The organism is Streptomyces sp. HUAS 31 (assembly GCF_028198125.1).
Taxonomy (GTDB): Bacteria; Actinomycetota; Actinomycetes; order Streptomycetales; family Streptomycetaceae; genus Streptomyces; species Streptomyces chartreusis.
This window is the reverse complement of the sequence record NZ_CP116353.1, coordinates 9,028,904-9,053,719: the sequence shown is the minus strand read 5'-3', so window position 1 is coordinate 9,053,719 and position 24,816 is coordinate 9,028,904. Positions and strand designations below refer to the sequence as shown.

Annotated in this window: 17 protein-coding genes and 1 pseudogene; 11 read left to right on the top strand and 7 right to left on the bottom strand. The window is 72.4% G+C overall.

The features are described from left to right. The first annotated feature begins 170 nt into the window (after window positions 1–170). Both PGH47_RS39395 and rfbC read left to right on the top strand, forming a co-directional pair. Window positions 171–2,105, top strand: a complete 1,935-nt coding sequence (locus tag PGH47_RS39395; RefSeq protein WP_271667449.1) for a glycosyltransferase family 2 protein — start codon at window positions 171–173, stop codon at window positions 2,103–2,105. A 4-nt stretch (window positions 2,106–2,109) separates the two neighbouring features. After that, window positions 2,110–2,712 carry a dTDP-4-dehydrorhamnose 3,5-epimerase gene (rfbC, locus tag PGH47_RS39390; RefSeq protein WP_271667448.1) on the top strand — a complete coding sequence of 201 codons (603 nt, stop codon included), beginning with the start codon at window positions 2,110–2,112 and terminating at the stop codon, window positions 2,710–2,712. Between the two features lie 37 nt (window positions 2,713–2,749). Here the strand turns inward: rfbC and PGH47_RS39385 are convergent, their stop codons facing one another. From PGH47_RS39385 to PGH47_RS39365, 5 genes are all read right to left on the bottom strand, one after another. Beyond that, window positions 2,750–3,553, bottom strand: a complete 804-nt coding sequence (locus PGH47_RS39385) for a class I SAM-dependent methyltransferase (RefSeq protein WP_269642841.1) — start codon at window positions 3,551–3,553, stop codon at window positions 2,750–2,752. Then, window positions 3,540–4,421 (bottom strand): dTDP-4-dehydrorhamnose reductase, encoded by an 882-nt coding sequence (rfbD, locus tag PGH47_RS39380; RefSeq protein WP_271667447.1) that lies wholly within the window; start codon window positions 4,419–4,421, stop codon window positions 3,540–3,542. Before rfbD ends, PGH47_RS39385 begins: the two co-directional genes overlap by 14 nt. Beyond that, entirely contained in the window at window positions 4,418–5,407 is a 990-nt protein-coding gene (rfbB, locus tag PGH47_RS39375) for a dTDP-glucose 4,6-dehydratase (protein ID WP_271667446.1), read from the bottom strand. Before rfbB ends, rfbD begins: the two co-directional genes overlap by 4 nt. Next, window positions 5,404–6,471, bottom strand: coding sequence for a glucose-1-phosphate thymidylyltransferase (locus PGH47_RS39370; protein ID WP_271667445.1), 1,068 nt, complete (start codon window positions 6,469–6,471; stop codon window positions 5,404–5,406). The genes rfbB and PGH47_RS39370 overlap by 4 nt, the downstream gene beginning before the upstream one ends. A 94-nt stretch (window positions 6,472–6,565) precedes the next feature. After that, entirely contained in the window at window positions 6,566–9,016 is a 2,451-nt protein-coding gene (locus PGH47_RS39365) for a SpoIIE family protein phosphatase (protein ID WP_271667444.1), read from the bottom strand. Window positions 9,017–9,204: 188 nt separating this feature from the next. Between PGH47_RS39365 and lanKC the strand changes: the two genes are divergently transcribed. From lanKC to PGH47_RS43305, 4 genes are all read left to right on the top strand, one after another. After that, the gene (gene lanKC, locus PGH47_RS39360) at window positions 9,205–11,844 is read left to right on the top strand and encodes a class III lanthionine synthetase LanKC (protein ID WP_271667443.1); all 2,640 of its coding nucleotides are present in this window, start codon (window positions 9,205–9,207) and stop codon (window positions 11,842–11,844) included. 45 nt (window positions 11,845–11,889) lie between these two features. After that, on the top strand, window positions 11,890–12,000 hold the full coding sequence (locus tag PGH47_RS39355; protein WP_030956464.1) for a SapB/AmfS family lanthipeptide: 111 nt from the start codon (window positions 11,890–11,892) through the stop codon (window positions 11,998–12,000). A gap of 94 nt (window positions 12,001–12,094) precedes the next feature. Then, window positions 12,095–14,035, top strand: coding sequence for an ABC transporter ATP-binding protein (locus tag PGH47_RS39350; protein WP_271667442.1), 1,941 nt, complete (start codon window positions 12,095–12,097; stop codon window positions 14,033–14,035). Next, window positions 14,032–15,957 carry an ATP-binding cassette domain-containing protein gene (locus tag PGH47_RS43305; RefSeq protein ID WP_271667441.1) on the top strand — a complete coding sequence of 642 codons (1,926 nt, stop codon included), beginning with the start codon at window positions 14,032–14,034 and terminating at the stop codon, window positions 15,955–15,957. The genes PGH47_RS39350 and PGH47_RS43305 overlap by 4 nt, the downstream gene beginning before the upstream one ends. Here PGH47_RS43305 and PGH47_RS39340 read toward each other — a convergent pair. Continuing rightward, window positions 15,880–16,425 (bottom strand): annotated as a pseudogene (locus PGH47_RS39340) (LuxR C-terminal-related transcriptional regulator); the annotation flags it as partial. The gene PGH47_RS43305 and the pseudogene PGH47_RS39340 sit on opposite strands and share 78 nt — an antisense overlap. A gap of 274 nt (window positions 16,426–16,699) precedes the next feature. Between PGH47_RS39340 and PGH47_RS39335 the strand changes: the two are divergent. Further along, window positions 16,700–18,850 (top strand): SpoIIE family protein phosphatase, encoded by a 2,151-nt coding sequence (locus tag PGH47_RS39335; RefSeq protein ID WP_271668262.1) that lies wholly within the window; start codon window positions 16,700–16,702, stop codon window positions 18,848–18,850. Window positions 18,851–19,000: 150 nt separating this feature from the next. Here the strand turns inward: PGH47_RS39335 and PGH47_RS39330 are convergent, their stop codons facing one another. Next, window positions 19,001–20,350 carry a S1 family peptidase gene (locus PGH47_RS39330; protein ID WP_271667440.1) on the bottom strand — a complete coding sequence of 450 codons (1,350 nt, stop codon included), beginning with the start codon at window positions 20,348–20,350 and terminating at the stop codon, window positions 19,001–19,003. A gap of 188 nt (window positions 20,351–20,538) precedes the next feature. Here PGH47_RS39330 and PGH47_RS39325 point away from each other — a divergent pair, with 188 nt between their 5' ends. From PGH47_RS39325 to PGH47_RS39310, 4 genes are all read left to right on the top strand, one after another. Beyond that, window positions 20,539–20,952, top strand: a complete 414-nt coding sequence (locus PGH47_RS39325; RefSeq protein ID WP_271667439.1) for a PaaI family thioesterase — start codon at window positions 20,539–20,541, stop codon at window positions 20,950–20,952. Window positions 20,953–21,428: 476 nt separating this feature from the next. After that, on the top strand, window positions 21,429–21,644 hold the full coding sequence (locus PGH47_RS39320; RefSeq protein WP_030950723.1) for a hypothetical protein: 216 nt from the start codon (window positions 21,429–21,431) through the stop codon (window positions 21,642–21,644). Between the two features lie 146 nt (window positions 21,645–21,790). Beyond that, a complete protein-coding gene (locus PGH47_RS39315) occupies window positions 21,791–22,597 on the top strand; it encodes an HlyD family efflux transporter periplasmic adaptor subunit (protein WP_271667438.1) in 807 nt (268 codons plus the stop codon). Continuing rightward, window positions 22,594–24,816 carry an NHLP family bacteriocin export ABC transporter peptidase/permease/ATPase subunit gene (locus tag PGH47_RS39310; RefSeq protein WP_271667437.1) on the top strand — a complete coding sequence of 741 codons (2,223 nt, stop codon included), beginning with the start codon at window positions 22,594–22,596 and terminating at the stop codon, window positions 24,814–24,816. Before PGH47_RS39315 ends, PGH47_RS39310 begins: the two co-directional genes overlap by 4 nt.

Sequence of the window (24,816 nt, the reverse complement as noted above, 5' to 3'; positions counted from 1 at the left end):
GCCCCGGGAAACCTGCTTTCCCGCGCCCGCAGGCCCGCTTGGGCCGCTGCTTGACCGCGCCATGTCGCGTCGTTGAGCGGTGGACAAAAGCCGTGACAGAGTTAGCATTTGGCCACGAGCGCCGAAATCTGACGCAAACGCCCAGCGACCCCTAGGGGGCTCGGAGACCGATGCCGATCAAGGTCAGCGTGGTCGTACCCGTGTACAACCCCGGGGTCTATGTCGAGGACTGCATCGACTCCCTGCTCCGCCAGTCGCTGCCGCCGGACGAGTACGAAGTGATCTTCGTCGACGACGGCTCCACCGACGACACGCCCGCCCGGCTCGACGCCCTCGCCGCCGCGGAGCCCAGGGTCACCGTCCTCCACCAGGAGAACTCCGGCTGGTCGGGCAAGCCCCGCAACGTCGGCATCGACACCGCCCGGGGCGAGTACGTGATGTTCGTCGACAACGACGACCACCTCGGCGACGAGGCCCTGGAGCGGATGTACGACTACGGCACGGCCAACGGCGCCGACGTAGTGGTCGGCAAGATGGCCGGCAAGGGCCGCGGCGTCCCCGTGGAGCTGTTCCGCCGCAACCACCCCCGGGCCACCGTCGAGAACGCGCCGCTGATCGACAGCCTCACCCCGCACAAGATGTTCCGCCGCGCCTTCCTCGACGACATCGGACTGCGCTTCCCCGAGGGCCCGCGGCGCCTGGAGGACCACGTCTTCGTCACCGAGGCGTATCTGCGCGCCGCCAACGTCTCGGTGCTCGGCGACTACGTCTGCTACTACCACGTCCGGCGCGACGACGCCTCGAACGCCGGGTTCCAGCGCTTCGACCCGGGCGGCTACTTCAAGAACCTCCGCGAGGCCCTCGACGTCGTCGAGCAGTACACCGAGCCGGGGCCGCTGCGGGACCGGCTCTTCCGGCGCTGGCTGCGGGTGGAGATGGTCGAGCGGATGCGCGCGCGGCGCCTGCTCGCCCTGCCCGCGGACTATCGCCGGGAGCTGTTCGAGGAGATGCACCAGGTCGTCGTGGAGCGCTTCGGGCCGGGCGTGGCGGCCGGCCTCCAGCCGACGCAGCAGGTCGTCGCCGCGCTGATGACCGCCGACCGGTACGACGACGTCGAGGCGTTCGCCGAGTGGGAGGCCGGGATCGCCCTCACGGCCGTGCCCGAGCGCGTGGCCTGGGAGGACGGCACGCTGCGCGTCGGTTTCAGCGCCGAGTTCACGTCCGCCGCCGAGCCGATGACCTTCGTCACCGCGACATCCCGCACGCCCTTGGACGGCCCGCCCGAGGACCTGGCCGCCGCGATCGCCTGGGTGAGCGCCGACACCGCCGCCCGGTTCGGGCAGGCCACCGCGGATCTGCTGGTGCGGGAGCGGGCCAGTGCCGCGCAGTACTTCCAATCGGTGGAGTTCACGCGGGAGGAGGTGCCGGCCGGGGACGACGGCCGGGTCCGCCTGGTGCTGCACGCGACCGCGGCCGTCGATCCCGCCGCCCTGACCCGCGCCGGTGTGTGGGACACACTGGTCCGCGTCCGGCTGGGCGGCTGGACGAAGGAGTGCCGGCTGGGCCCGGCGCCCCGAGGGGCCCGACCCACTCCTTCCGCCGCGCTGGCCGGCGGTCATGTGGTCCTGCCGTACTGGACCTCGCCGCACGCGCATCTCGCCCTGGACGTCGACCGGGCGACCGGCCGACTGGGCCTGGGCGCACTCTCCCCGGACGAGGTCACGGCCTCGGGCGACCGGCTGCGGATCCCGCTCCCCCTCCACGTCCCCGGCGACGGTGCCGGGGCCACCCTGCGCCTCACGTCCTCCCACGGCACCCTGGAGGTGCCCGCGACGCTGTCCGCCCAGATCTCCGGCGCGCTGCTGGAGGCCGTGCTGCCCCTCGGCGAACTACGGGGCGCGGCCTGGCGGGTGGCACTGGGCACACCGGGACCGCGCTTCCTCGCCCTGCCGTTCGTGCTGCGCGGCGGCGTGGGCGGGGTTCGTGTCGTCCGCGTTCCCGGACCCAACGGGCTACGACGACTTGCCCGCAGGGTCCGACGCAGGCTCGGTACGGCGATGGGCCGCACGGCGACCCGGCTGCGGGCCCGGACCGGGAGGCGGTGACGCGATGCGCTCGCTCGGCATCGAGGGTGCGTGGGCGCTGGAGCCCAAGGTCTTCCCGGACGAACGGGGCAGTTTCCACGAGTGGTACCGGGGCGCGGAGTTCCGCGAGGCCACCGGCTACGACCTGTCCCTGGCGCAGGCCAACTGCTCGGTGTCCCGATGGGGTGTCCTGCGCGGTGTGCACTACTCCGACGTGCCGCCGGGTCAGGCCAAGTACGTGACGTGTCTGCGCGGCGCCGTGCTGGACGTGGTGGTCGACATCCGAGTCGGCTCACCCACCTTCGGCCGCTGGGAGGCCATGCGCCTCGACGACGACAGCCACCACGCCCTGTTCCTCGCGGAGGGACTGGGCCACGCCTTCATGGCCCTCACCGACGAGGCGACGGTGGTCTACCTGTGCTCGACCGGCTACGCCCCCGAGCGCGAGCACGGCGTACATCCGCTGGACCCGGAACTGGCCATCGCCTGGCCCGAACACATCCCACCGATCCTGTCCCCGAAGGATGCCGAGGCCCCGTCACTGGCCCAGGCACGCGAGGCAGGCCTCCTCCCGAGTTACGAAGCCTGCACCGCGCAGTACAACCACCTGAGAAACGGCTCCTCCTGACGGAGGCACCACAACCGGCTCAACCGGCTCAACCGGCTCAACCGCCGGAGGCAACCCTCTCCACGGCGGTACGCAGCGGCTCCCACCCTCGCGATCGCCCGATGCCGAGCCGGCGGGCCCGCGCCAACGGCCGCCAGAAACTCGCCCCGAGCAACGCCTCGGGTGCCACCGCCGCGCCCCGGTCCAGGATCGTCTCGGGCACCTTCTGCGGATCGGGCACGTCGTACTCGGCGATGATCTCGTCGTACCGGTCGCGCAGCACCGTGTTGCGGCGGTCGGCGCCGAACACGACGAGCTGCCCGGTGGGCTGTGTGTCGACGAGCACCGTCACCAGGTCGGGGCGATGACGCCCGAGGATCTCGGCGAGCTTGTAGACGTCGCCGGTCCACGCGCCAGTGTGCCGGTCGCGGGCCGCCTCGTCGACGTTGCGCGGCAGCATGTCGTCGAAGACGATCACGCTCGTCCAGTCCGAGTGCCGCTCGATGTTCATGAAGTCCCGCAGCGCGTACTCGAACAGGTGCATCCCGTCGATGAACGACAGGTCGAGGACGGTGCGCCGCCAGTACGCGAACGGGCTACGGCCCCGGCGCAGGTTCCGCAGCGGATGACGGCCGCCCTTGAGGTGGATGAGGGGTTTGGCGCGGGCGAAGAAGTCGTCGCTGGTGGCCTTGACCAGATGGACGTCGCACCGGATCTCCGTGACGACCTTGAAGGCCGGGTCGACGGCGATGGTGGGGACGCGCGAGAGTCGGAGACTGCGGCCGTCGTTGACGCCGATCTCCAGGTAGTTGCGGTTGCCGCTGACCTTGTGCAGTTCCTTCAGGAACTCATGGCGTTTCACGAAGGGTCTCCTTGCGGATCCGGGGCAGTGCTTCGTGCAGGGCGGTGCGCCAGTCGCGTGCCGGTGCGAGGCCGAGCCGCTGCCGGCGGCCGTGCGCGAGGACGCTGTACGCGGGGCGGGGAGCGGGCCGGGGGAAGGCCGCGCTGGTGACGGGGTGTACCCGGTCGGGGTCGGCGTCCAGGAGCCGGAACACCTCACGGGCCAGGTCGTACCAGGTGGCCTCGCCGGAGTTGGTGGCGTGCAGGACGCCGTTCGTGTCGCGGCCGACGCGCGGGCCGAGGTCGGCGAGGAACGCGGCGACGTCGGCGCTCCAAGTGGGCTGACCGCGCTGGTCGTTGACGACGTTGACGGTGTCCAGGCGGGCCTCGAGCTCGATCATCGTACGGACGAAGCTGCGGCCGTGGACGCCGTACAGCCAGGCCGTGCGCACCACCGCGCTCGCGCCCGGGAGTTCGTCCGCGACGCCCTGCTCGCCGGCCAGCTTGGTGCGGCCGTAGGCGGTGCGGGGGGACGGGGGCGCGTCCTCCGCGTAGGGGGCGTTGGCGTCCCCGGCGAAGACGTAGTCGGTGGAGACGTGGATCATTCGGACGCCGTGCGCTGCGCAGGCTCCGGCGAGGAGGCGTGGGCCGTCGCCGTTGACGCGCAGGGCGCCTGCCTCGTCCTGTTCGGCATCGTCGACGGCCGTGTAGGCGGCGCAGTTGACGAGCAGGTCGGGGTGGTGGGCGGCGAAGGCGCGCTCGATGGATGCGGGGGCGGTGATGTCGAGGTCGGCGTGGTCGAGGCCGGTCACCTCCTCGCCGCGGGCGCGGAGTTCACCGACCAGGTCGTGGCCGAGCATGCCGCCCGCGCCGGTGACCAGCCACCTCATCCGTGCTCCTCACCGACGCGCCGTTTGAGGGGTTCCCACCAGGCCCGGTGGTCGCGGTACCAGGCGACGGTGGCGGCGAGGCCGGAGGCGAAGTCGTGGCGGGGCCGGTAGCCGAGTTCGGTGCGGGCCTTGCTCCAGTCGACGGAGTAGCGCAGGTCGTGTCCCTTGCGGTCCTCGACCTTGCGCACCCGGTCCCAGTCGGCGCCGCACGACTTCAGGAGCAGGCCGGTGAGGTCCTTGTTGCTCAGTTCGGTGCCGCCGCCGATGTTGTAGATCTCGCCGGGGCGGCCCCGGGTGCGGACGAGTTCGACGCCCTGGCAGTGGTCGTCGACGTGCAGCCAGTCACGGACGTTGAGGCCCTCGCCGTAGAGGGGAACCTGCTCTCCGTCGAGGAGGTTGGTGATGAAGAGCGGGATGACCTTCTCGGGGAACTGGTGCGGGCCGTAGTTGTTGGAGCAGCGGGTGACGCGCACGTCCAGGCCGTGGGTGCGGTGACAGGCCAGGGCGAACAGGTCGGAGGAGGCCTTGGAGGCGGAGTACGGCGAGCTGGGCCGCAGGATGTCGGTCTCGGTGGACGAGCCGGTCTCCACGGAGCCGTAGACCTCGTCGGTCGACACGTGGACGAAGGGTTCGACGCGGTAGCGCAGGGCCGCGTCCAGCAGGGTCTGGGTGCCGACGACGTTGGTGAGGACGAAGTCGCCGGCGCCCGCGATCGAACGGTCGACGTGGGACTCGGCGGCGAAGTGCACCGCCTGGTCGGCCTCGGCCATCAGCTTGTCGACGAGCTCGGCGTCCCGGATGTCCCCTTGCACGAACTCCAGCCGGGGGTGGTCGAGTTCCAGGTTGTCGAGGGTGCCGGCGTAGGTGAGCTTGTCCAGCACGGTGATCCGGGGCGCCTCGGGCGTGTCCGGTGCGTCGCGGGCGAGCAGGGTGCGGACGTAGGTCGAGCCGATGAAGCCGGCGGCGCCGGTGACGAGAAGGTTCATGTGTGGATCTGCACCTTGCTGTGGTCGCCGAGGACGAGGTGGTGGGCGCTGGGGACGCTGGGCGCTGGCGTGACCTCGACGTGCCGGCCGATGAGCGAGGACTCGATGCGGCCCACCCCGTGGAGAGTGGAGTCCCGCAGCACGATGGAGAACTCCAGTTCGCTGTCGATGACGCGGCAGTTCTCCGCGACGGACGTGAAGGGGCCGACGAAGGAGTCCTCGACGAGGGTGCCGGCGCCGACGACGGCGGGGCCGACGATGCGCGAGTTGATGACACGTGCGCCCTCCTCGACGACGACGCGGCCGACCGCCTCCGACGCCTCGTCGACCTCGCCGTCGATGCGGCGGCTGAGGCTCTCCAGGACGGTCCGGTTCACCTCCAGCATGTCGGCGACGTTGCCGGTGTCCTTCCAGTAGCCCTGGATGACGGTGCAGCGCACATCGGCGCGGGCGTCGATCAGGTGCTGGATGGCGTGGGTGATCTCCAGTTCGCCGCGCCAGGACGGGGTGATGGCACGGACCGCGTCATGGATGACCGGGGTGAACAGATAGACGCCGACGAGCGCGAGGTCGCTCTTGGGGTGTTCGGGCTTCTCCTCCAGGCCGAGGACCTGGCCGTCGTCGTCGAGTTCGGCGACACCGAAGGAGCGCGGGTCCTGCACGTGCGTCAGCAGGATCTGGGCGTCGGGACGGTTGCCGCGGAACTCCTCCACGAGGTCGGCGATGCCGCTGACGATGAAGTTGTCGCCCAGGTACATCACGAAGTCGTCGTCGCCCAGGAAGTCCCGGGCGATGATCACGGCATGCGCGAGCCCAAGCGGGCGTTCCTGGGGGATGTAGGTGATCTCCAGGCCGAATTTGGAACCGTCGCCCACGGCGTCCTGGATCTCCGCGGCGGTGTCACCGACGATCACACCGACCTCGGTGATGCCGGCCGCGGCGATGGATTCGAGGCCGTAGAAGAGTACGGGTTTGTTTGCCACGGGCACGAGCTGTTTGGCCGAAGTGTGCGTGATCGGCCTCAGGCGCGTACCGGCACCACCGGACAGCACAAGAGCCTTCATCTGCTTCACCTTAGCCGCGATTCGGCCATTTTGACGGGGTGGGTTCGCCTGTGCGATACCCCGGAGCCGTCCCGCATTCACCGGAATTCGGGCTTCAGTCGCTTGTCGCGATCTCGCTCCACACCTGTTTTCCGCCACTGACGGGCACCGTCCCCCACGCCGCCGACATGGCCTCGACCAGCAGGATTCCGCGCCCGCCTGTGGCCTCCCAGCTGAGGCTGGTCGGCTTGACGGGAGTGCGGGGCGAGGCGTCGGCGACCGCGACGCGCACGCGGTGGCTGACGAACGTCAGGTCGAGGCGGACTCGGCCGTCCGTGTGCACGAGGGCGTTGGTGACGAGTTCTGACACGACGAGCAGCACGGTGTCCGCGTCCCGCTGCGGCACTCCCCAGGCCCGCAGGGTGCGGCGGGTGAAGCGGCGGGCGTGGCCGACGGCCTCCGGGACGCGCCAGACGGTCCAGCTCTCGCGCAGGGGCCGTACGGCCATGCCGTCGTAGCGCAGCAGGAGCAGCGCGATGTCGTCGTTGCGGCGGGCGCCGACGAGCAGGGCGTCGGCGACGAGGCCGAGGTGCGCGGGGTCCGAGCGGGCGAGTTCACGGGCGAGCCGGGCCATGCCGGTGTCGATGTCGTCCTCGGCGGACTCGACGAGGCCGTCGGTGGTCAGGGCGACGATGGTGCCGGGCGTCAGCCCCAGCGGGCTCATCGGGAAGTCGGCCTGCCGCATCACGCCGAGCGGCGGGCCGCCCTCCGCCTCGGCGATCTCCGTCCCGCCGTCCGGCCGGCGCAGGACCGGCGGGAGGTGTCCGGCGCGCACGCACCAGGCGGTGCCCTCCTCCAGGTCGATGTCGACGTAGCAGCAGGTGGCGAAGAGGTCGGTCTCCATGTCCATCAGGAGGCGGTTGGCGTGGTGGACGACCACGTCCGGGGGGTGGCCTTCGGCGGCGTAGGCGCGCAACGCGGTGCGCATCTGGCCCATGAGGGTGGCGGCGGCCGCGCTGTGGCCCTGGACGTCGCCGATGACGAGGGCGACGTGGTTGTCGGGGAGCGGGATCACGTCGTACCAGTCGCCACCGACCTCCAGACCGGCCGTGGTGGGCAGATAGCGGGCGACGGCCTCCGCGCCGGGCAACCTGGGCAGGCGGCGCGGCAGCAGCTGGCGCTGGAGCATGCCGACGAGTTCGTGCTCGGCGTCGAAGGCGTGGGCGCGCATCAGGGCCTGCCCTGCGAGGCCGGCGGAGGCGGTGAGCAGGGCGCGTTCGTCGGGGCCGAACTCGTGCGGGGTGTCCCAGCCGATGAGGCAGGCGCCGGCCATCCGGCCCCCGGCGGGCAGCGGCAGGACCGCCAGCCCGCCGGGGCCGACGTCGGCGAGGGCGGGTTCCAGCGGGGTGCCGGCCGGCCAGATCCGGGCGCGGCCCTCGCGCAGTGCGGCGGCGAGGGTGGGCATGGCGCGCACGGGCGCGTCCGGCCATTCGGTACGCCACTCCAGTCGCCACAACTCCGGCCAGGACTCGGGTTCGGGCGGGTCGAGGACGGTCACGACGAGACGGTCGTGCTCCAGCTCGGCGAGCGCGATGCGGTCGGCGCGCAGCGGCTTGCGCAGGGCGGTGACGACGGCGTGGCTGACGTCGCGGACGGTGCCGGCGGTGGCGAGGGCGGCGGCGAGGCGCTGGACGCGGGTCACGTCGGTGACCTCGGCGCGCAGGGTGGAGGCGTCGGCGACGGTGCCGACGAGACGGGCGGGCCGGCCCTCGCCGCCCGGGAGGAGACGGCCGCGGAGCCTGAGCCATCTGGGCGGGCCGGCGGGCTGCAGGACCCGGAACTCCAGCTCGCGGTCGCCGATGGACATGTGGTCGGCCTCGACGACCGACATCAGTGACGGCAGGTCCTCGGGGACGGTCAGGCCCAGCAGGGTCTCGACCCTGCCGTCGAACTGCTGCGGTCCGATGCCGAACAGTCCGAGCAGGCCGTCGCCGACCTCGACCCGGCCGGTGTCCATGGCGAGGCTGAACGCGTTGACCGGCAGCTCGCCCCCTTCGGCGGCCGCGGCCGGGGCGGGGTAGGCGATGGCCTCGGCCACCAGCTCCAGGCACACACGGTCCTCGGCGTCGAAGCCGCCGGGCCGCTCGGTCACGGCGAGCAGACAGCCGCCGTCGTCCTCGGCGGGCAGGACGGCCAGGGAGAAGTCCCGTGACGGCGCCCGCCGGGATTCCGCGCGGTCGGCGAGCTGCTCCGGGCCGAGCCGGACGGCACGGCCGGTGCGCCGGGCCTCGGCGAGCGGCGAGCGTCCGGTCGGGGTGTAGCCGTCCCTCAGGCCGTAGACGGTGCGGGGTACACCGGCGCACTCGACGAGGCAGAGCAGCTCGCCGTCCTCACTCGGTGTGTACACCGCGGCCAGGGTGGCTCCGGCGAAGACGAGCGCCTGTTCCAGCACCCGCCGGAGCCGCTCGGGCGAGTCCGGCTCGGCGGAAAGCGCCTTCAGGGCCTCCTCGGCGCGCAGACTTCTCGTCCTGCGTCCCGCGGTGCCCTCAGTGACCACGTCCGCCATTACAGCGCTTATGAGCCACCTGCGCAGCCCCTGTGGCCGTTCCGTGCCGCCAAGGTGCGTGCGGCGCTCGAAAGGAGCCGAACATGACTTTACGCATGCGTTCCGCACGGTGATCTCGTGACAGCCGTGACTGTCCGTGGCCGCCGGCCCGCTGGAAAGCTCTGTGCCGGGCCTGCGGAGGGGGACGTATGGACAAGCGCTACGAGGTGTACGCGCTGGCGGACAGGCACTTCTACGAGACGCCGGACCGGCTGTCCGCGGACGGCCAGGAGGCCGCGCCGCTGTACGAGGCGGCACGGCGTCAGGCGCCCGAGGGCTGGAAGTCCGCGCGGATCGGCGACTGGCTGACCCTGGCGCCGCTCGGCCCGGACGGGACTCCGCTGCCGGACCGCGCCCAGGGCTGGAAGATCCATGTCTCGGCGACCCTCGCGAACGCCGAGCGGATCGCCGGGATCGTCCGGGACTACTGCGTGCCGCGGGGCATCGCCTTCAAGTTCGTGCCGAGCCGGCACCTGCTGCATCTGCGCAACGCCAAGTACGCGGGGCGGGACTCCAGCGGCAAGTTCGTCACCGTCTACCCGGCCGACGACGAGCAGCTCCACACGGTGCTGCGCGAGCTGGGCCGGCTGCTTGAGGGTTTCGAGGGGCCGTACATCCTGACCGACCTGCGCTGGGGCGAGGGTCCGCTGTACGTGCGGTACGGCGCCTTCGCGCGGCTGTTCGTCGTCGACGAGGGCGGTTCGCTGGTGCCGGCGGTGCGGGACGGCGAGGATCGGCTGGTGCCGGACCGGCGCGCGCCGTCGTTCCAGGTGCCCGACTGGGTGACGCTGCCGTCGTTCCTCGCCCCGCATCTGGCGGCCCGCAACACCACCACGGTCGGCGAGCTGCCGTACCGCATCGAGAAGGCCCTGCACTTCTCCAACGGCGGCGGGGTGTACGCGGGCACCGACACGCGTGACGGACGCAAGGTGGTGCTGAAGGAGGGCCGGCCGCACGCGGGGCTCGCCGCGGACGGGGCGGACGCCGTGGCCCGGCTGGAGCGGGAGAAGTACGCGCTGGAGCAGCTGGCGGGCACCGGGGTGGTGCCCGAGGTACGAGACTGGTTCCTGCTCGGCGAACACCGCTTCCTGGTCATGGACTTCGTGCCGGGGCGCACCCTGAACTCGTTCTTCGCGGAACGCCACCCGCTGATCGGCCCGGACGCGGACCCGAGCGCGATCGCCGACTACACGGCCTGGGCGCTGCGCATCCACGGGGCGGTCGAACGTGCCGTTCAGGCGGTGCACGCGCGCGGGATCGTCTTCAACGACCTGCACGTCTTCAACATCATGGTCGCCCCCGACGAGGAGTCGGTGTCCCTGCTCGACTTCGAGGCGGCGGCGCCGGTCGGTGAGAACGGCCGGCAGGTCGTCGCCCATCCCGGCTTCATGGCCCCGGCGGACCGCAGGGGCGCGGACGTCGACCGCTACGCGCTGGCCTGTCTGCGGCTGGCGATGTTCCTGCCCGTCACCACCCTGTTCGTCGTGGACCGCGGCAAGGCGGCACATCTGGCGCAGGTGATCGCGGACCGGTTCCCGGACGTACCGCGGCAGTTCCTCGACGAGGCGGTCGCCGAGATCACCCGGGACGTACCCGGTTCGGAATCGCGTGTACGGTCCACCTCCCGCTCGGCACACGCGTCGTTCGTGGAGCCCGGCGACTGGCCCTACAGCCGCGACTCGATGGTCAAGGCGCTGCTGGCCTCCGCGACCCCCGAGCGCGAGGACCGGCTCTTCCCCGGCGACATCGGGCAGTTCTCCGACGGCGGCGGGCTGGGCCTGGCCCATGGCGCGGCCGGCGTGCTGTACGCCCTGGCCGCGAGCGGCGCCGAACGCTACGACGAGGGCGAGCGCTGGCTGCTGGACCGCACGGACCCGCCTGCGGCGGGCACCCCGCTGGGCCTGTACGACGGTCTCGCGGGCGTGGCCCACGTCCTCGGCCTGCTCGGTCACCGGCAGCGGGCCCTGGACCTGATGGACACGATCCTGCGCGAGCGGTGGCAGCGGCTCTCCTCCGACCTGCGCGGCGGGCTGGCCGGGCTGGGCCTGGTCCTCGACGACCTGGCGCACACCACCGGCGAGCCGGAGCTGCGCGAGAGGGCCGCGGAGGCCGCGGACATCCTCTTACGGCGCCTCGCCGAACCGGTCCCGGACGGCCAACGCCCGCGTGCCGGGCTGCTGCGGGGTGCGAGCGGGCCGGCGCTGTTCCTGCTGCGGCGCTACGAGCGGACCGGCGACCGCCGGCTGCTGGAAGCGGCCGGCGAGGCACTGCGCCGGGATCTCGCCGCCTGCGTCGAGCAGAAGGGCGGCTCGCTGGAGGTCGACGAGGGCTGGCGGAGCATGCCCTACCTGGGCGAGGGCAGTGTGGGCGTGGGAATGGTCCTCGACGACCATCTCGCCCACGCCGACGACGACACGGGCGCCTTCGAGCGAGCCCGCGCCGGCATCCTCACCGCCGCCACCTCCCGCTTCTACGCCCAGCCCGGCCTGTTCCAGGGACGTGCCGGGATGATCCTGCACCTCAGCCGTACGACCACGCCGGGCGCGGACGCGGACCGGCTCGCCGCCCAGATCGCCGGGCTCGGCTGGTACGCGATGTCCTACCAGGGCCAACTGGCCTTCCCCGGGCACCAGATGATGCGGCTCTCCATGGACCTGGGCACCGGAACGGCCGGCTGTCTGCTGGCTCTCCGAGCGGCCCTCGGCACCGACGAGGCGGGTGCGGCCCCGGCCCACCTGCCCTTCCTCCCGCCGCCCGCGCGGCACACAGAACGCGGCTCCGCGAACTGACGGAGTCGTGACACAACCCCGTCCCCATGAGAAGGAGAAAACGACATGGCACTTCTCGACCTGCAGACGATGGAGACCGAGCAGCACACCGGCGGCGGCAGCACGCTCAGCCTGCTGCTCTGCGCCAGCCAGGCGAGCATCAGCCTCTGTCTCTGACACCTCGTGCAGTGACGGCTCCGGGCGGTTCCCCTCCTGCGCGGAGGGGCCGTCCGGGCCCTTTTTCACGACCGCGGAGCGAGGCCGGAGCAGCATGACGACCCCCGCCGACGACCCTTCCCGGACACTGGCCCGCTCGGCCACCCGGCACACCCGCCCCCGTGCCGTGACGCTTTGCCTGGTGAGCACCGCCGCGACCGGTGCGGGGCTGCTGCTGCCCGCCGCGCTCGGCCGCACCCTCGACCTTCTGCTGACGGGCGCCCCGGCGACGGCCTGGGTGTTGTGCTGCGCGGCGCTCGTGCTGTCGCTCGCCCTGCTCGACGCGTGCCAGAGCGTTCTCGTCGGCACCGTCGACGCCCGCACCACGGCCTGGCTGCGGCAGCGGCTGACCGGGCACGTCCTGGCCATGGGCCCACGGGCCACCGGCCGCTTCGGGGCGGGCGACCTCGTGGCGCGGCTCGTCGGCAACGCCGCGCAGGCCGGCACCGCGCCGGCCGCCCGTGCCGTACTGGCCGCCGCGCTCGCCGGACCGGTCGGGGGCATCGTCGCCCTCGCGCTGATCGACCCCTGGCTCGCCGCCGCGTTCCTCGCCGGGGCCCCGGTACTGGCCCTGCTGCTGCGGGCGTTCGCCCGTGACACCTCCCGATGCGTCAGCGACTACCAGCGGGAACAGGGCCGGATCGCGGGGGCGCTCGCCGAGGCCGTCGACGGTCACCGCACCGTCGCCGCGGCGGGCACGGCGGACCGGGAGGCGGCACGGATCCTGCGGCCGCTGCCCGAACTCTCCCGCGCCGGGCACCGCATGTGGCAGGTACAGGGCCGGGCCGCCGCCCGGGCCGTGACCGTGGCACCGCTGCTGCAACTCGGCGTGATCGCCGTCGCCGGTGTGCTGCTCGCCCGCCACCGGCTGTCCGTCGGCGAGATGCTCGCCGCCTCCCGTTACGCGGTCCTGGCGACCGGCGTCGGGATGCTGGTCGCCCAACTCGCGGGCGTGGCCCGGGCCCGGGCGGCGGCCGGACGCCTCGGTGAGGTCGTCGCCGAGCCCGCTCCCGCCCACGGCACGCGCCGGCTGCCTCCCGGCCCCGGCCGGCTGGAGCTGCGCGGGGTGACCGCTCGGCGCGGCGGACGCACTGTCCTTGAGGGCGTCGACCTCGTCGTGCCCGGCGGGACCACCCTCGCCGTGGTGGGCCGCTCCGGCACGGGCAAGTCGGTGCTCGCGGCCCTCGCGGGACGGCTCGCCGACCCGGACGAGGGCGAGGTCCTGCTCGACGGGGTGCCCGTGAGCGAGCTGACCCACGACGATCTGCGCCGCGCCGTCGCCTACGCCTTCGAACGCCCCGTCCTGCTGGGCGACACCGTCGGGGAGGCGATCGGCCTCGCCCTGACCGCCCCCTCCCCCACCCTTGTCCGGCAGGCCGCCCGCACCGCCCGCGCCGACGACTTCGTGAGCCGGCTGCCGCAGGGATACGCCACCGCCCTGGCCGACGCTCCGCGCTCGGGCGGCGAGTCCCAACGCCTCGGTCTCGCCCGGGCGTTCGCGCACGGTGGTCGGCTGCTCATCCTCGACGACGCGCTGTCCAGCCTGGACACGGTGACGGAGGCCCGTATCACCGAGGCCCTGGCCGGCGACGGCTCGTCCGCCACCCGCCTCCTGATCGCCCACCGGGCCGCCACGGCGGCCCGGGCCGACTCGGTGGCGTGGCTGGACGGCGGACGGGTGCGGGCGGTGGGGCGGCACGAGGAACTGTGGCGGATCCCGGCGTACCGGGAGACGCTCACGGGTGCGCAGACCGACCCTGCCGCGCCTACCGTTCCGGCCGCGCCAAGCGGTCCTGCCGGGCCTACGGGTCCTGCCGGGCCTGCCGCGCAAGCCGGTCCTGCCGGACCGACCGATGCTGCCGGACCCACCGATCCCGCCCCGCCAACCGGTCCCGCCCCGCCAACCGGCCCCGCCGGACCTACCGATCCCGCCCCGCCAACCGATCCCGCCCCGCCAACCGGCCCCGCCGGGCCGACCGGGAAGGTGGCCCCGTGACCGGCCGGCTCCCCGCACGAGGGCTGCGGTTCCTGCGGGCCCGGCGGCGGGTCGTCGTGCGGCTCGGCCTTTGGTCGGTGCTGGAGACGGGGCAGAGCTTCCTCATCGGGTACGCCCCGGCCCGTGCGCTGGACGGCGGGTTCCTGGCGGGGCGGACGGCGACCGGGCTCGCGTGGCTCGGGGTCGCCGGGCTCGGGGTCGTGGTCGGCGCGTACGGCACCGCTCGCGTGTACGCGGCCGTCGCGGCGCTGGTCGAACCGCTCAGGGACCGGCTCGTGCGGCGGGTCGTGGAACGCGGGGTGCGCGAGGCGGACCGCGGGGCGCTGTCCGGGCTCACCCAGCAGGTGGAGATCGCGCGGGACACCTTCGCAGGGCTGGTGATGGTCTCGCGGTCGTTCGTGTTCACCGCCGTCGGCGCGCTCGCGGGCCTGTTCTCGCTCGCCCCGCTGCTGCTGCTGGTCGTCCTGCCGCCGCTGGCCGCGGGCATCGGTCTGTTCGCGGCGACGCTGCGGCCGCTGGCCCGCCGGCAGGAGGTGTTCCTCGCGGCCGACGAGGCCCTGGCCGACCGGCTCGGTGCCGTCTGCCCGGGACTGCGGGACATCACGGCGAGCGGTGCCCAGGAACGGACGGCCGCCGACGTGGGGCGCCTGGTGGACGCCGAGGAGCGGGCCGCCCGTTCCCTGGCCCGCTTCGGCGTCGTACGCGTGGCCGCCCTCGCACTCGGCGGACAGCTCCCGATCGTGCTGCTGCTCGCCACGGCCCCCTGGCTCCTCAAGCACGGCGTCACCACCGGCGCCCTGGTGGGCGCCCTCTCCTACGTCACCCAGTCCCTCCTCCCCGCCCTGCACAACCTCCTCCACGGCCTGGGCACCAGCGGCTCACGCCTGACCGTCGTACTGCGGCGACTGGCGCCGGAGGGAGGACGGGGGGCAGGGCTCGGCCCGAGCGACGAGAGCGGTGCGGCCGAGTCCCCGGCTCCGACCACGGCTCGACCACCCGCCCTCGCCGCGGCCGAGTCCCCGGCGACGACCGTGGCTCCCCCACCCGCCGTGACCCTCTCCTCCGTCACCTTCGCCTACGGCCCCGCCGCCGTCCCCGTCATCGAGGATCTCGACCTGACGCTGCCCGCCGGGTCCCACCTGGCCGTCGTCGGGCCGAGCGGGATCGGTAAGTCGACACTGACGGCGCTGGTGGCCGGGTTGCTGGAGCCTCGGTGCGGCACGGTGCAGGTGGCCGGGGAGCCCGTGCGCGGGGCGGGCGCCCTCGCGCGGCGGGTGCTCATCCCGCAGGAGGCGTACGTGTTCACCGGCACCCTCGCCGAGAACCTCGCCCATCTGCGGGCGGACCCCGTCCCCGAGGCGGAGCTCCTCGCGGCCGCCGAGGCGGTCGGGCTCCTGCCGCTGCTCGAAGCGCTGGGCGGGCCGGAGGGCCGGGTGGATCCCGCGGCGCTGTCCGCGGGCGAGCGGCAGTTGATCGCGCTGACCCGGGCCCATCTGTCGCACGCCCCGCTGGCGCTGCTCGACGAGGCGACCTGTCACCTGGATCCGCGGGCCGAGGAACGCGCGGAACGCGCCTTCGCGGCCCGCCCGGGCGGCACCCTGGTCGTCGTGGCCCACCGCATCACCTCGGCCCGGCGCGCCGACCGGGTCCTGATGATGGACGGCCGCGACACGGCGTACGGAACGCACGACGAGCTCGTCCGGTGCTCGGCGCGCTACCGCGAACTCGTCGGTGCCTGGACCCCCGTGCCGCACGAGCGTTCAGACCCATCCCTCGCCCTGCGAGATCCGGATGGCGTCGATGCGGTTGCGGGCCCCGGTCTTGCGGGTGATGGCCGCCATGTAGTTGCGCACGGTCCCGTGGGACAGGTGCAGACTCCCCGCGATCTCGGCGACGGACGCGCCTTCCGCGGCAAGGGATAACACGCTGAGCTCGCGGCGGGTCAGCGGCATCTCGGCGGCCTTGAGGAATCCGAAGCCCAGCGACTCGTCGACGAAACGTTCCCCCTGAGCAACGCGGCGTATCGCGCGTACGAGATTGTCCGGTGAGCCCTCCTTGTCGACATAGCCGAGCGCCCCCGCCTCCAGCGCCCGCCGGAGCAGCCCCGGCCGCTTCGCACTGGCCAATACCAGAAGGTGCGGCGGCGTGCGGCCGACCTCCCGGGCCCGCAGCTCGCCGAGCGGCGGGAGGCCGTACGTGTCCGAGTACTCCAGGTCCACCGCGCACACGTCCGGGCGGACCGAGCGCACCCGCGCGGGTGCGCTGCGCCAGGGTGTGTCGTGGACCCCCAGGTCAGGTGCTCTGCGTAACCACTCCGCCAGTACCGATCGCACGAGACACGCGTCGTGCACCACCAGGACACGGATCACTGCTCCCCCTCCAGATCGCATTCGCCGTTTCCATCACTTTCATGGTGTTGAGCGCGTGCCCCATTCTTGGCGTTTGCGACCTTCAACGGGCGCGAAGATCCGGCCATCAGGTTGCGCGGGGGCGCACGCGTGGCGCCCGCACGCCGCTTCGCGCATCGACTGTGGGGGCATGGGCACCCGGCCAGGGGGTATAGACGGGCCCTCTCCGGCCTGTGTGGCGCCGCTCGCCGTGCGCGACGCGACTTCTGGAGGCAGATTTGAGCCCTGGGACTCGTCGCGCGGCTCCGCGGAGGAGGTGGTCGGGGTGTCCGACGGGCAGACGTCCGCCCAGGCGCCTGCGGCCGCGAGGACGCGGGTCGGCCGGCCACTGCTGTCGCTGGCGCTGGCCTCGATGATGGACGAGGTGCACGCGCACGCCGGTGGCGTGTATCTGCTGGCGGCCGACGAGCCGGTCCTGGAGATGGCGGTGATGGCCGGGCTGCCCAGGGCGTTCGCGGCGCCCTGGGAGCGGGTCGGGCTGAGCGCGCCGATCCCGGTCGCCGAGGCGGTGCGCGAGCGGGAGCTCGTCTGGGTCGGCGGCGAGGAGGACATGGCGGCCCGCTTTCCGCGGATCGCGGTCGTGCTGCCGTATCCGTTCGCGCTGGCCGCGCTGCCCGTGGCCACCGAGTCCACCGTGTACGGCGCGATCTTCGTGACCTGGCCGGGTTCGCACCCGCCGCAGCTCTCGGTCCGGGACCGGGACCATCTGATCGCCGCCTGCCGACGGCTGGCGGTGCGGCTGGAGCGGGCCTTCGAGGCGAGCCGCCCGCCCCTGCCGGAACCCGATCTGCTCGCCGGGCCGGCGTTCAGCGGCTCGGCCGGCCTGTTCGGCACGGTGGAGGCGGCGCGCATGGTGTCGCGGCTGCCGTACGGGCTGTGCTCGCTCGATCTGAACGGGCGGGTCGGTTTCGCCAACCCGGCGGCGGCCGAACTGATCGGCCTCCCCGTCAGCAAGCTGCTCGGCAACCAGCTGTGGGCGGCGGTGCCCTGGCTGAACGACCCCATTTACGAGGACCGCTACCGGGCCGCGCTGTTCAGTCAGCAGACCACTTCCTTCGTGGCGCTGCGCCCGCCCGGCGACTGGCTGTCCTTCCGGATGTATCCGAGCACGACAGGTCTGAGCGTGCGGATCAGCAGGGCGCGGGCGGTGGCCGAGATGGCCCGCCGTGGGCCCCAGCCCGGTGACACGCCGTCCCGGCTGGTGACCATCTCCCAGGTGCTGAGCCTGGCCGGCGCACTGACCGAGGCGGCGAGCGTGCAGGACGTGGTGCAGCTCGTCTCGGACGAGATCGCCCCGGCCGTCGGCAGCCAAGGGCTCGTCGTCCTGGGCTCGCGGTCCGGACGGCTGCACGTCCTCGGCCATCGCGGCTATCCCGACCCGCATGCCGTGGAGCGGTTCGACGGGCTGCCGCTCGCCGAACGGACCCCGGGCGCGCAGGTCCTGAGCACCGGCGTGCCCGCGTTCTTCGACTCACGGCAGGAGCTGGAGCGGCTGTATCCGTCGCGGTACGCGGCTCCCGACGGGTTCGCGGCATGGGCGTACCTGCCGCTCATCGCCTCCGGCCGGCCGGTCGGCACCTGTGTGCTCGCCTACGCCGAACCGCATCCCTTCCCGGCGGACGAACGCGCGGTCCTGACCAGTCTGGGCGGGCTCATCGCACAGGCGCTGGAGCGTGCCCAGCTCTACGACGCCAAGCATCAGCTGGCGCACGGGCTCCAGGCCGCCCTGCTCCCCCACTCGCTGCCTGAGCTGCCCGGCATCGAGGCGGCCGCGCGCTATCTGCCCGCGACCCAGGGCATGGAGATCGGCGGCGACTTCTACGACCTGGTGCCGATGGAGCCGGGCCTGACGGCGGCGGTGATCGGGGACGTGCAGGGCCACAACGTCACGGCGGCCGGGCTGATGGGCCAGATCCGCACGGCGGTACGGGCGTACACGACCGTCGGGTACTCCCCCGAGGAGGTCATGCGCAGCACCAACCGGCTGCTGATCGACCTCGGTTCGGATCTGTTCGCGAGCTGTCTGTATCTCTGCCTCGATCCGGAACGGGGGCGCGCGGTGATGGCCCGTGCCGGGCATCCGCCGCCACTGCTGAGGCGGCCCGACGGACGGGTCCGGGTGCTCGACCTCGCCGGTGGCCCGCTGCTGGGGATCGACGGTTCGCCCACGTACCCGACGGCGGAGGTGGACCTCACGCCCGGCTGTGTGCTGGTCCTGTACACGGACGGGCTGATCGAGTCCCCCGGTGTCGACATCGAGGACGCGCTCGCCGACCTCGGGCAGCTGCTCGCGCGGGCCGGGGACCGTCCGTTGGACGAGCTGGCGGATCTGCTGGTGCAGCACAGTGTGTCGGTGCGCGAGCGGGTCGACGATGTCGCGCTGCTGCTGTTGCGTGCGCGGGGCTGAAGGGCCTTGGGAAGAAGGCGCGTGGCCCCCGGCTGAAGGCCCTCACGAAGCGGAGCGGTCCGGCCCTCCCGCCGGAGGGCCGGACCGCGTGCGTCCGCGTCACTCGGAATGTTTCCGGATCACTTGGATCCGCGTACCGGTGTCAGGGCGTCAGTTGTTGCCCCGGCCGTTGCCGACGATCTCGCCGAGGCCGTTGCCCGTGCCGTCGGCGTTGCCGTTGCCGACCTCTTCACCGGCTCCGGCCTCCTCACCGGCACCGGCCTCCTCACCGGCACCGGCCTCTTCACCCGCACCGGCTTCCTCGCCGGCGCCGGCACCGGCGTCGTCACCGGCGCCCGCCTCGTCGCCCGCACCGGCCTGGTCGCCGGCGCCCGCGCCGCCCGCGGCGTCGCCGAGGGTCGCGCCGACCGCCGCCAGGGCGGTGGTCACCGGCTGGAAGAAGGTCTCGCCGCCGACCGTGCAGTCACCACTGCCGCCGGAGGTCAGGCCGATGGCCAGCCCGTCCTGGGTGAACAGGGAGCCGCCGCTGTCGCCGGGCTCGGCGCAGACGTCGGTCTGGATGAGCCCGGTGACCGTGCCCTCCGGGTAGTTCACGGTGGCGTCGAGGCCCGTGACAGCACCGTCGTTCAGGCCGGTGGTGCTGCCCATCCGGAAGACCTGGAGGCCGACCTCGGCGTCCGCGGCCTGGCTGATCGCCAGGGTCTGGTCGCCGAGGTTGACCTCGCTCGGGGCCTGCGTCGCCGGGTCGTCGTACTTGACGAGGGCGAAGTCGCCGTCACCGGGGAAGGTGGCCTGGTCGACGGTGGCGATGGGCTGGCCGCCCTCGGCGTCCGACCACTGCTCGGCCGCGACTCCGCAGTGACCGGCGGTCAGGAAGGCGGGGGTGCCGTCGCCCGCGGTGACGTTGAAGCCCGCGGAGCAGCGTGCGCCGCCGGCGAAGATGGCGTCGCCGCCGGAGAGGAACGTCTTGAAGGTACCGGCCGACTTCTTGATGGTCGCCATGCCCGAGCCGAGGCTGTCGACGGTCGTCTCCAGCGTGTCCCACTTGTCGCCGGTGACCGTGCTGTCGGCGGTGACGAGGATCTTGTTCGTTCTGGGGTCGACCGCCCAGGCCGTGCCGGGGATGGTCGCCTCGGACTTCAGGGTCTGCGCGCCGGACGCCAGCTCGGACAGGCTGTTCTCGACCTCGCGGACCTTCGCGCCGGCCTTCTTCGCCTGGACGATCACATTGTTGTTGTCGCCGGGGATGACGTTGACGACGAGCTGCTGGCTCTCGGCGTCGTAGTAGGAACCGGCGAAGGCGTCGCCGAGCAGGCCCGCGAGCTGCGAGGCGAGATCCGAGGCGTCCGCGGACTTCAGGGTCTTGGGAGCGGCGGCGTCGTCCGACGCGCCGTCCTGCGAGGCGTTGGCGTTGGGCAGCAGGATCGCGGCCGCTCCGAGCGCCACCACGCTGCCCGCGGCTATCGCGGCCTTGCGCTTCGGGATTCGCTTGTGACTCAAACTTCTCGACCTCCTGGGGGACGGGGTCTGTGCCGCCGTCTCTGCGGCAGCTGTTCGGGGCGCCTGGTTGGCAGTTGGTACGCACGGGCCGGGTGGGGCGTTCAATTCCGTTTACGCGCAACCGACTCGGCACACCGAATCGGCCAGGGATCTCGTCCGGCGGGCCGGCGCGGGGAACAATCCCCCATATGACGATGACCAGCGCCGAAGCCGACAAGATCCTCTCCGCCAACTTCGCCCCCTGGGTGCTCCAGCTCGGGCTGACCGTCGAGACGGTGGCGGACGACCGCGTGATCCTGCGAATGCCCTGGTCGGATGCCTTGGCCCGGGAGGGCGGCGCGCTGTCGGGGCAGGCTCTGATGGCCGCCGCCGACACCGCGACCGTGATCGCCGTATCGGCGGCGCGCGGGGCGTACGGACCGATGACGACGGTGCAGCAGTCGACGTCGTTCCAGCGCGCGGTGCTCGGTTCGGATGTCCTGATCGAAGCGGTCGTGACGAAACTGGGCCGCCGTATGGCGTTCGCCGATATCGCGATGACGGACGAGAGTTCGGGGGAAATCGCGGCCCGGGCAAGCACCGTGTATGCCCTTCTGGGCTGACACGATCCGCCACCGATCAGTAACGGTCGGTAGAGAATCCTGAGCGGAATCTCGGCTTCAGGGAATCTGCACATTCAATGCTCAACCAAGTCACCGTGCGACGAGGTTCTGCACAAGGGGGCTACCGGCGGTCACCCCCTTGAGGCGGGAGTGTCGGATTCGCCACCGCGTCGAACAGGGGGACCCCGGGCGGACGCAACAGCTTGTCCGAGCCGATGCTGTGACGCATGTGAAGAAGTCGCCGACAAGACGTGCCCGCGTCTGCACGGAACGGGGCTCCTGAGGCCCAAGTTGCCTGGTGGGGCCTACGTTTGATTGGAAGGCCGCACCCGCAGCGTGCTTTGATCCATCGCACCGCGGGGGCCACGAACGGTTCCCGGAAACGGGCGCCGGACGCCCGCGGTTGCGGCCGTCATCTGTCCCCAGAGGGGGCCGCTCCCCCTTGTGAAATACCCATTAGGAAGGGAAGTTCCATCATGAACTCCACCCCCCAGGTTGCGACCGTCGAGATCTCCGACGCCGAGCTCGACAACGTCTCCGGCGGCCTTCAGGTCAACGCCGTGAACGGTGCCCTCGACGCTGTCAACGGCATCGCCCCGGTTTCCGGCCTGGTCGACACGGTCGTCGGCACCGTGGAGGGTGTCACCGGCCTGAACACCGCCCCGGTCACGGGCCTGGTCGCCGGTCTCTGATCGCACCTTTTCGTAACCGCTGAGTCCCGGAGCCGTTCCCCGGCTCCGGGGCTCTTCGGGTGCCGTGGGACGACCACGCACCGCTCCGCAACACGACCGGCCCACGCGCGCCGGTCTCCACTCATCCTCAGGTGAGGGAAAGTTCCGTGCAGTTCCGCCAACAGGCCCTCGCCAAGCTCCAGTCACCGGAGGAGCTCGACCTCCCGGTGCGCTTCGCCCGCCCGCAGGGCTGGCTGGTGCTCTCCGTGACGGTGGTCGTCATGGCCGCCGCGTCCGTGTGGGCGGTGACCGGCTCGGTCTCCTCCACGGTCGGCGCGCCCGCCATCCTCACTCACGGCCAGGGCAGCTACATCCTCCAGAGCCCGGTCGCCGGCCAGGTCACCGCGGTCCTCGCCAAGCAGGGCCAGCAGCTGAAGGCCGACGCCCCCGTGCTGAAGGTCCGTACCGCCGAGGGCGAGACGGTCGTACGCACGGTCGCCGCGGGCCGGGTCACCGGACTTGCCGCGACCATCGGGCAGATCATCTCCACCGGCGCGAACGTGGCCGCCGTCGAGAAGGTCGCCCGCACCGGGGACCCGCTGTACGCGACGGTGTACGTCCCCGCCGAGAACGCGGCGTCGATCCCCGACAACGCGGCCGTGGACCTCACCGTCTCCTCCGTGCCCACGCAGGAGTACGGCGTGCTGCGCGGCCATGTGAAGTCGGTGGACCGCTCCGCGCAGTCGGCGCAGCAGATCGCCGCGTTCCTCGGGGACAGGCAGCTGGGCGAGCAGTTGACCAAGGACGGCCGGCCGGTCGCCGTGCTCGTGAAGCTGGACCGCAGGTCGAGCACCGAGAGCGGCTACAAGTGGTCGTCCGCGGACGGACCGCCGTTCTCTCTCACCTCCATGACCATGGCCGACGCCTCGATCCGGCTGGCCGACGAGCGTCCCGTCGATTGGCTGCTGCCGTGAGCCCCGCACCGGAGACGCGGAGCAGGCGCCGCGCCGCCCCGCCGAAGCGCCCCGTGCCCAAGGGCCGGGCGAAGACCGTCCGCACCCCCACCGTGCTGCAGATGGAGGCCGTGGAGTGCGGCGCCGCCTCCCTTGCGATGGTGCTCGGTCACTACGGCCGCCATGTCCCGCTGGAGGAACTGCGCATCGCGTGCGGTGTCTCCCGCGACGGCTCGCGCGCCAGCAATCTGCTGAAGGCGGCCCGCAGTTACGGCCTGACGGCCAAGGGCATGCAGATGGACACGGCAGCTCTCGCCGAGGTGAAGACGCCTGCGGTGCTGTTCTGGGAGTTCAACCACTACGTCGTCTACGACGGCATGGGCCGCCGTTTCGGACGCCGGGGCGTCTACATCAACGACCCCGCCAAGGGCCGCCGTTTCGTGCCCATGGAGGACTTCGACGGCAGTTTCACCGGCGTCGTCCTGGTGATGGAGCCCGGCGAGGACTTCACCAAGGGCGGCCGCAAGCCCGGTGTGCTCGGTGCGATGCCGGCCCGGCTGCGCGGCACCGCCGGCACGATGCCCGCCGCCGTACTCGCGAGCCTGCTCCTGGTGGTGGTCGGCGCGGCGGTACCCGCGCTGAGCCGCACCTACATCGACACGTTCCTCATCGGCGGCCAGACCTCCCTGCTGGGTGTGCTGTTCGCGTCGATGGGGACCTGCGTCGCGCTCTCGGTGGTGCTGACCTGGCTGCAACAGGCGAATCTGCTGCGCGGCCGCATCATCTCCTCCACCCTGTCCAGCGCCAGGTTCCTGCGCCATCTGCTGCGGCTGCCGGTGACGTTCTTCTCCCAGCGCAGCCCGGCCGACCTGGTGCAGCGCCTGCAGTCGAACGACGCCGTCTCCGAGACCCTGGCCCGCGACCTGGCGGCGGCCGGTGTGGACGCGGTGGTCGTCGTCCTCTACGCGATCCTCCTCTACACCTACGACCCGCAGCTCACGTTCGTCGGCATAGGCGTGGCACTCCTGAACGTGGTCGCCATGCGGGTCGTCATCCGGCTGCGCGCCACCCGCACCGCGAAGCTGCGGGCGGACAGCGCCCGGCTCACCAACACCGCGTACACCGGCCTTCAGCTGATCGAGACGATGAAGGCGACCGGGGGTGAGGACGGCTACTTCCGCAAGTGGGCCGGACAGCACGCCACCACGCTGGAGGAGCAGCAGCGGCTCGGCGTGCCCAGCGCCTGGCTCGGCGTCGTCGCCCCGACGCTCGCCACCCTGAACAGCGCGCTCATCCTCTGGATAGGCGGCATGCGCGCGATCGAGGGCGGCATATCCGTCGGTCTACTGGTCGCCTTCCAGGCCCTGGTCACCCGCTTCACCGCCCCGATCACCCGGCTCAACGGCGTCGCGGGCCGCATCCAGGACTTCGCCGCCGACGTGGCCCGCCTGAAGGACGTCGAGAACTTCGAGGCGGATCCGCTCTACGGCCGTCCCGGCACCGGCGACTCCACCCGCCGACTGCACGGCCACGTCGAACTCCAGAACATCTCCTTCGGCTACAGCCCCCTCGACAAGCCGCTGCTCACCGGCTTCGACCTGACGGTCGGCCCGGGCCGGCAGGTGGCGCTGGTCGGCGGCTCGGGCAGCGGCAAGTCGACCGTGTCCCGGCTGATCTCGGGCCTGTACGCCCCCTGGGAGGGCGTCATCCGCATCGACGACCAGCGCATCGACGACATCCCGCGCGGCGCGCTCGCCGCGTCCGTCTCCTTCGTGGACCAGGAGGTGTTCCTCTTCGAGGGCACGGTCCGCGACAACGTGGCGCTGTGGGACCCCTCGATCCCCGACGACGCGGTGGTGGACGCGCTGCGCGACGCGGCGCTGTACGACGTGGTGACGCGCCGCCCCGGCGGCATCCACAGCAGGGTCGAGCAGGACGGCCGCAACTTCTCCGGCGGGCAGCGCCAGCGGCTGGAGATCGCGCGGGCGCTGGTGCGCCGCCCCAGCATCCTGGTCCTCGACGAGGTGACGAGCGCGCTGGACGCGGAGACCGAACTGGTCGTGATGGACAACCTGCGCAAGCGCGGCTGTGCCTGCGTGGTGATCGCGCACCGGCTCAGCACCGTGCGCGACAGTGACGAGATCGTCGTACTCGAGCACGGCACGATCGTCGAACGCGGGCGGCACGAGGAGCTGGTGGCGCGCGGTGGCGCGTACGCGGCTCTGGTCAGGGAGCGGTGA

Bases quoted from the DNA above. Each gene is read 5' to 3' on its own strand.
- PGH47_RS39395 (WP_271667449.1), top strand. From the start codon at position 171: ATGCCGATCAAGGTCAGCGTGGTCGTACCCGTGTACAACCCCGGGGTC.
- rfbC (WP_271667448.1), top strand. From the start codon at position 2,110: ATGCGCTCGCTCGGCATCGAGGGTGCGTGGGCGCTGGAGCCCAAGGTC.
- rfbD (WP_271667447.1), bottom strand. From the start codon at position 4,421: ATGAGGTGGCTGGTCACCGGCGCGGGCGGCATGCTCGGCCACGACCTG.
- rfbB (WP_271667446.1), bottom strand. From the start codon at position 5,407: ATGAACCTTCTCGTCACCGGCGCCGCCGGCTTCATCGGCTCGACCTAC.
- PGH47_RS39370 (WP_271667445.1), bottom strand. From the start codon at position 6,471: ATGAAGGCTCTTGTGCTGTCCGGTGGTGCCGGTACGCGCCTGAGGCCG.
- PGH47_RS39365 (WP_271667444.1), bottom strand. From the start codon at position 9,016: ATGGCGGACGTGGTCACTGAGGGCACCGCGGGACGCAGGACGAGAAGT.
- lanKC (WP_271667443.1), top strand. From the start codon at position 9,205: ATGGACAAGCGCTACGAGGTGTACGCGCTGGCGGACAGGCACTTCTAC.
- PGH47_RS39355 (WP_030956464.1), top strand. From the start codon at position 11,890: ATGGCACTTCTCGACCTGCAGACGATGGAGACCGAGCAGCACACCGGC.
- PGH47_RS39350 (WP_271667442.1), top strand. From the start codon at position 12,095: ATGACGACCCCCGCCGACGACCCTTCCCGGACACTGGCCCGCTCGGCC.
- PGH47_RS39325 (WP_271667439.1), top strand. From the start codon at position 20,539: ATGACGATGACCAGCGCCGAAGCCGACAAGATCCTCTCCGCCAACTTC.
- PGH47_RS39320 (WP_030950723.1), top strand. From the start codon at position 21,429: ATGAACTCCACCCCCCAGGTTGCGACCGTCGAGATCTCCGACGCCGAG.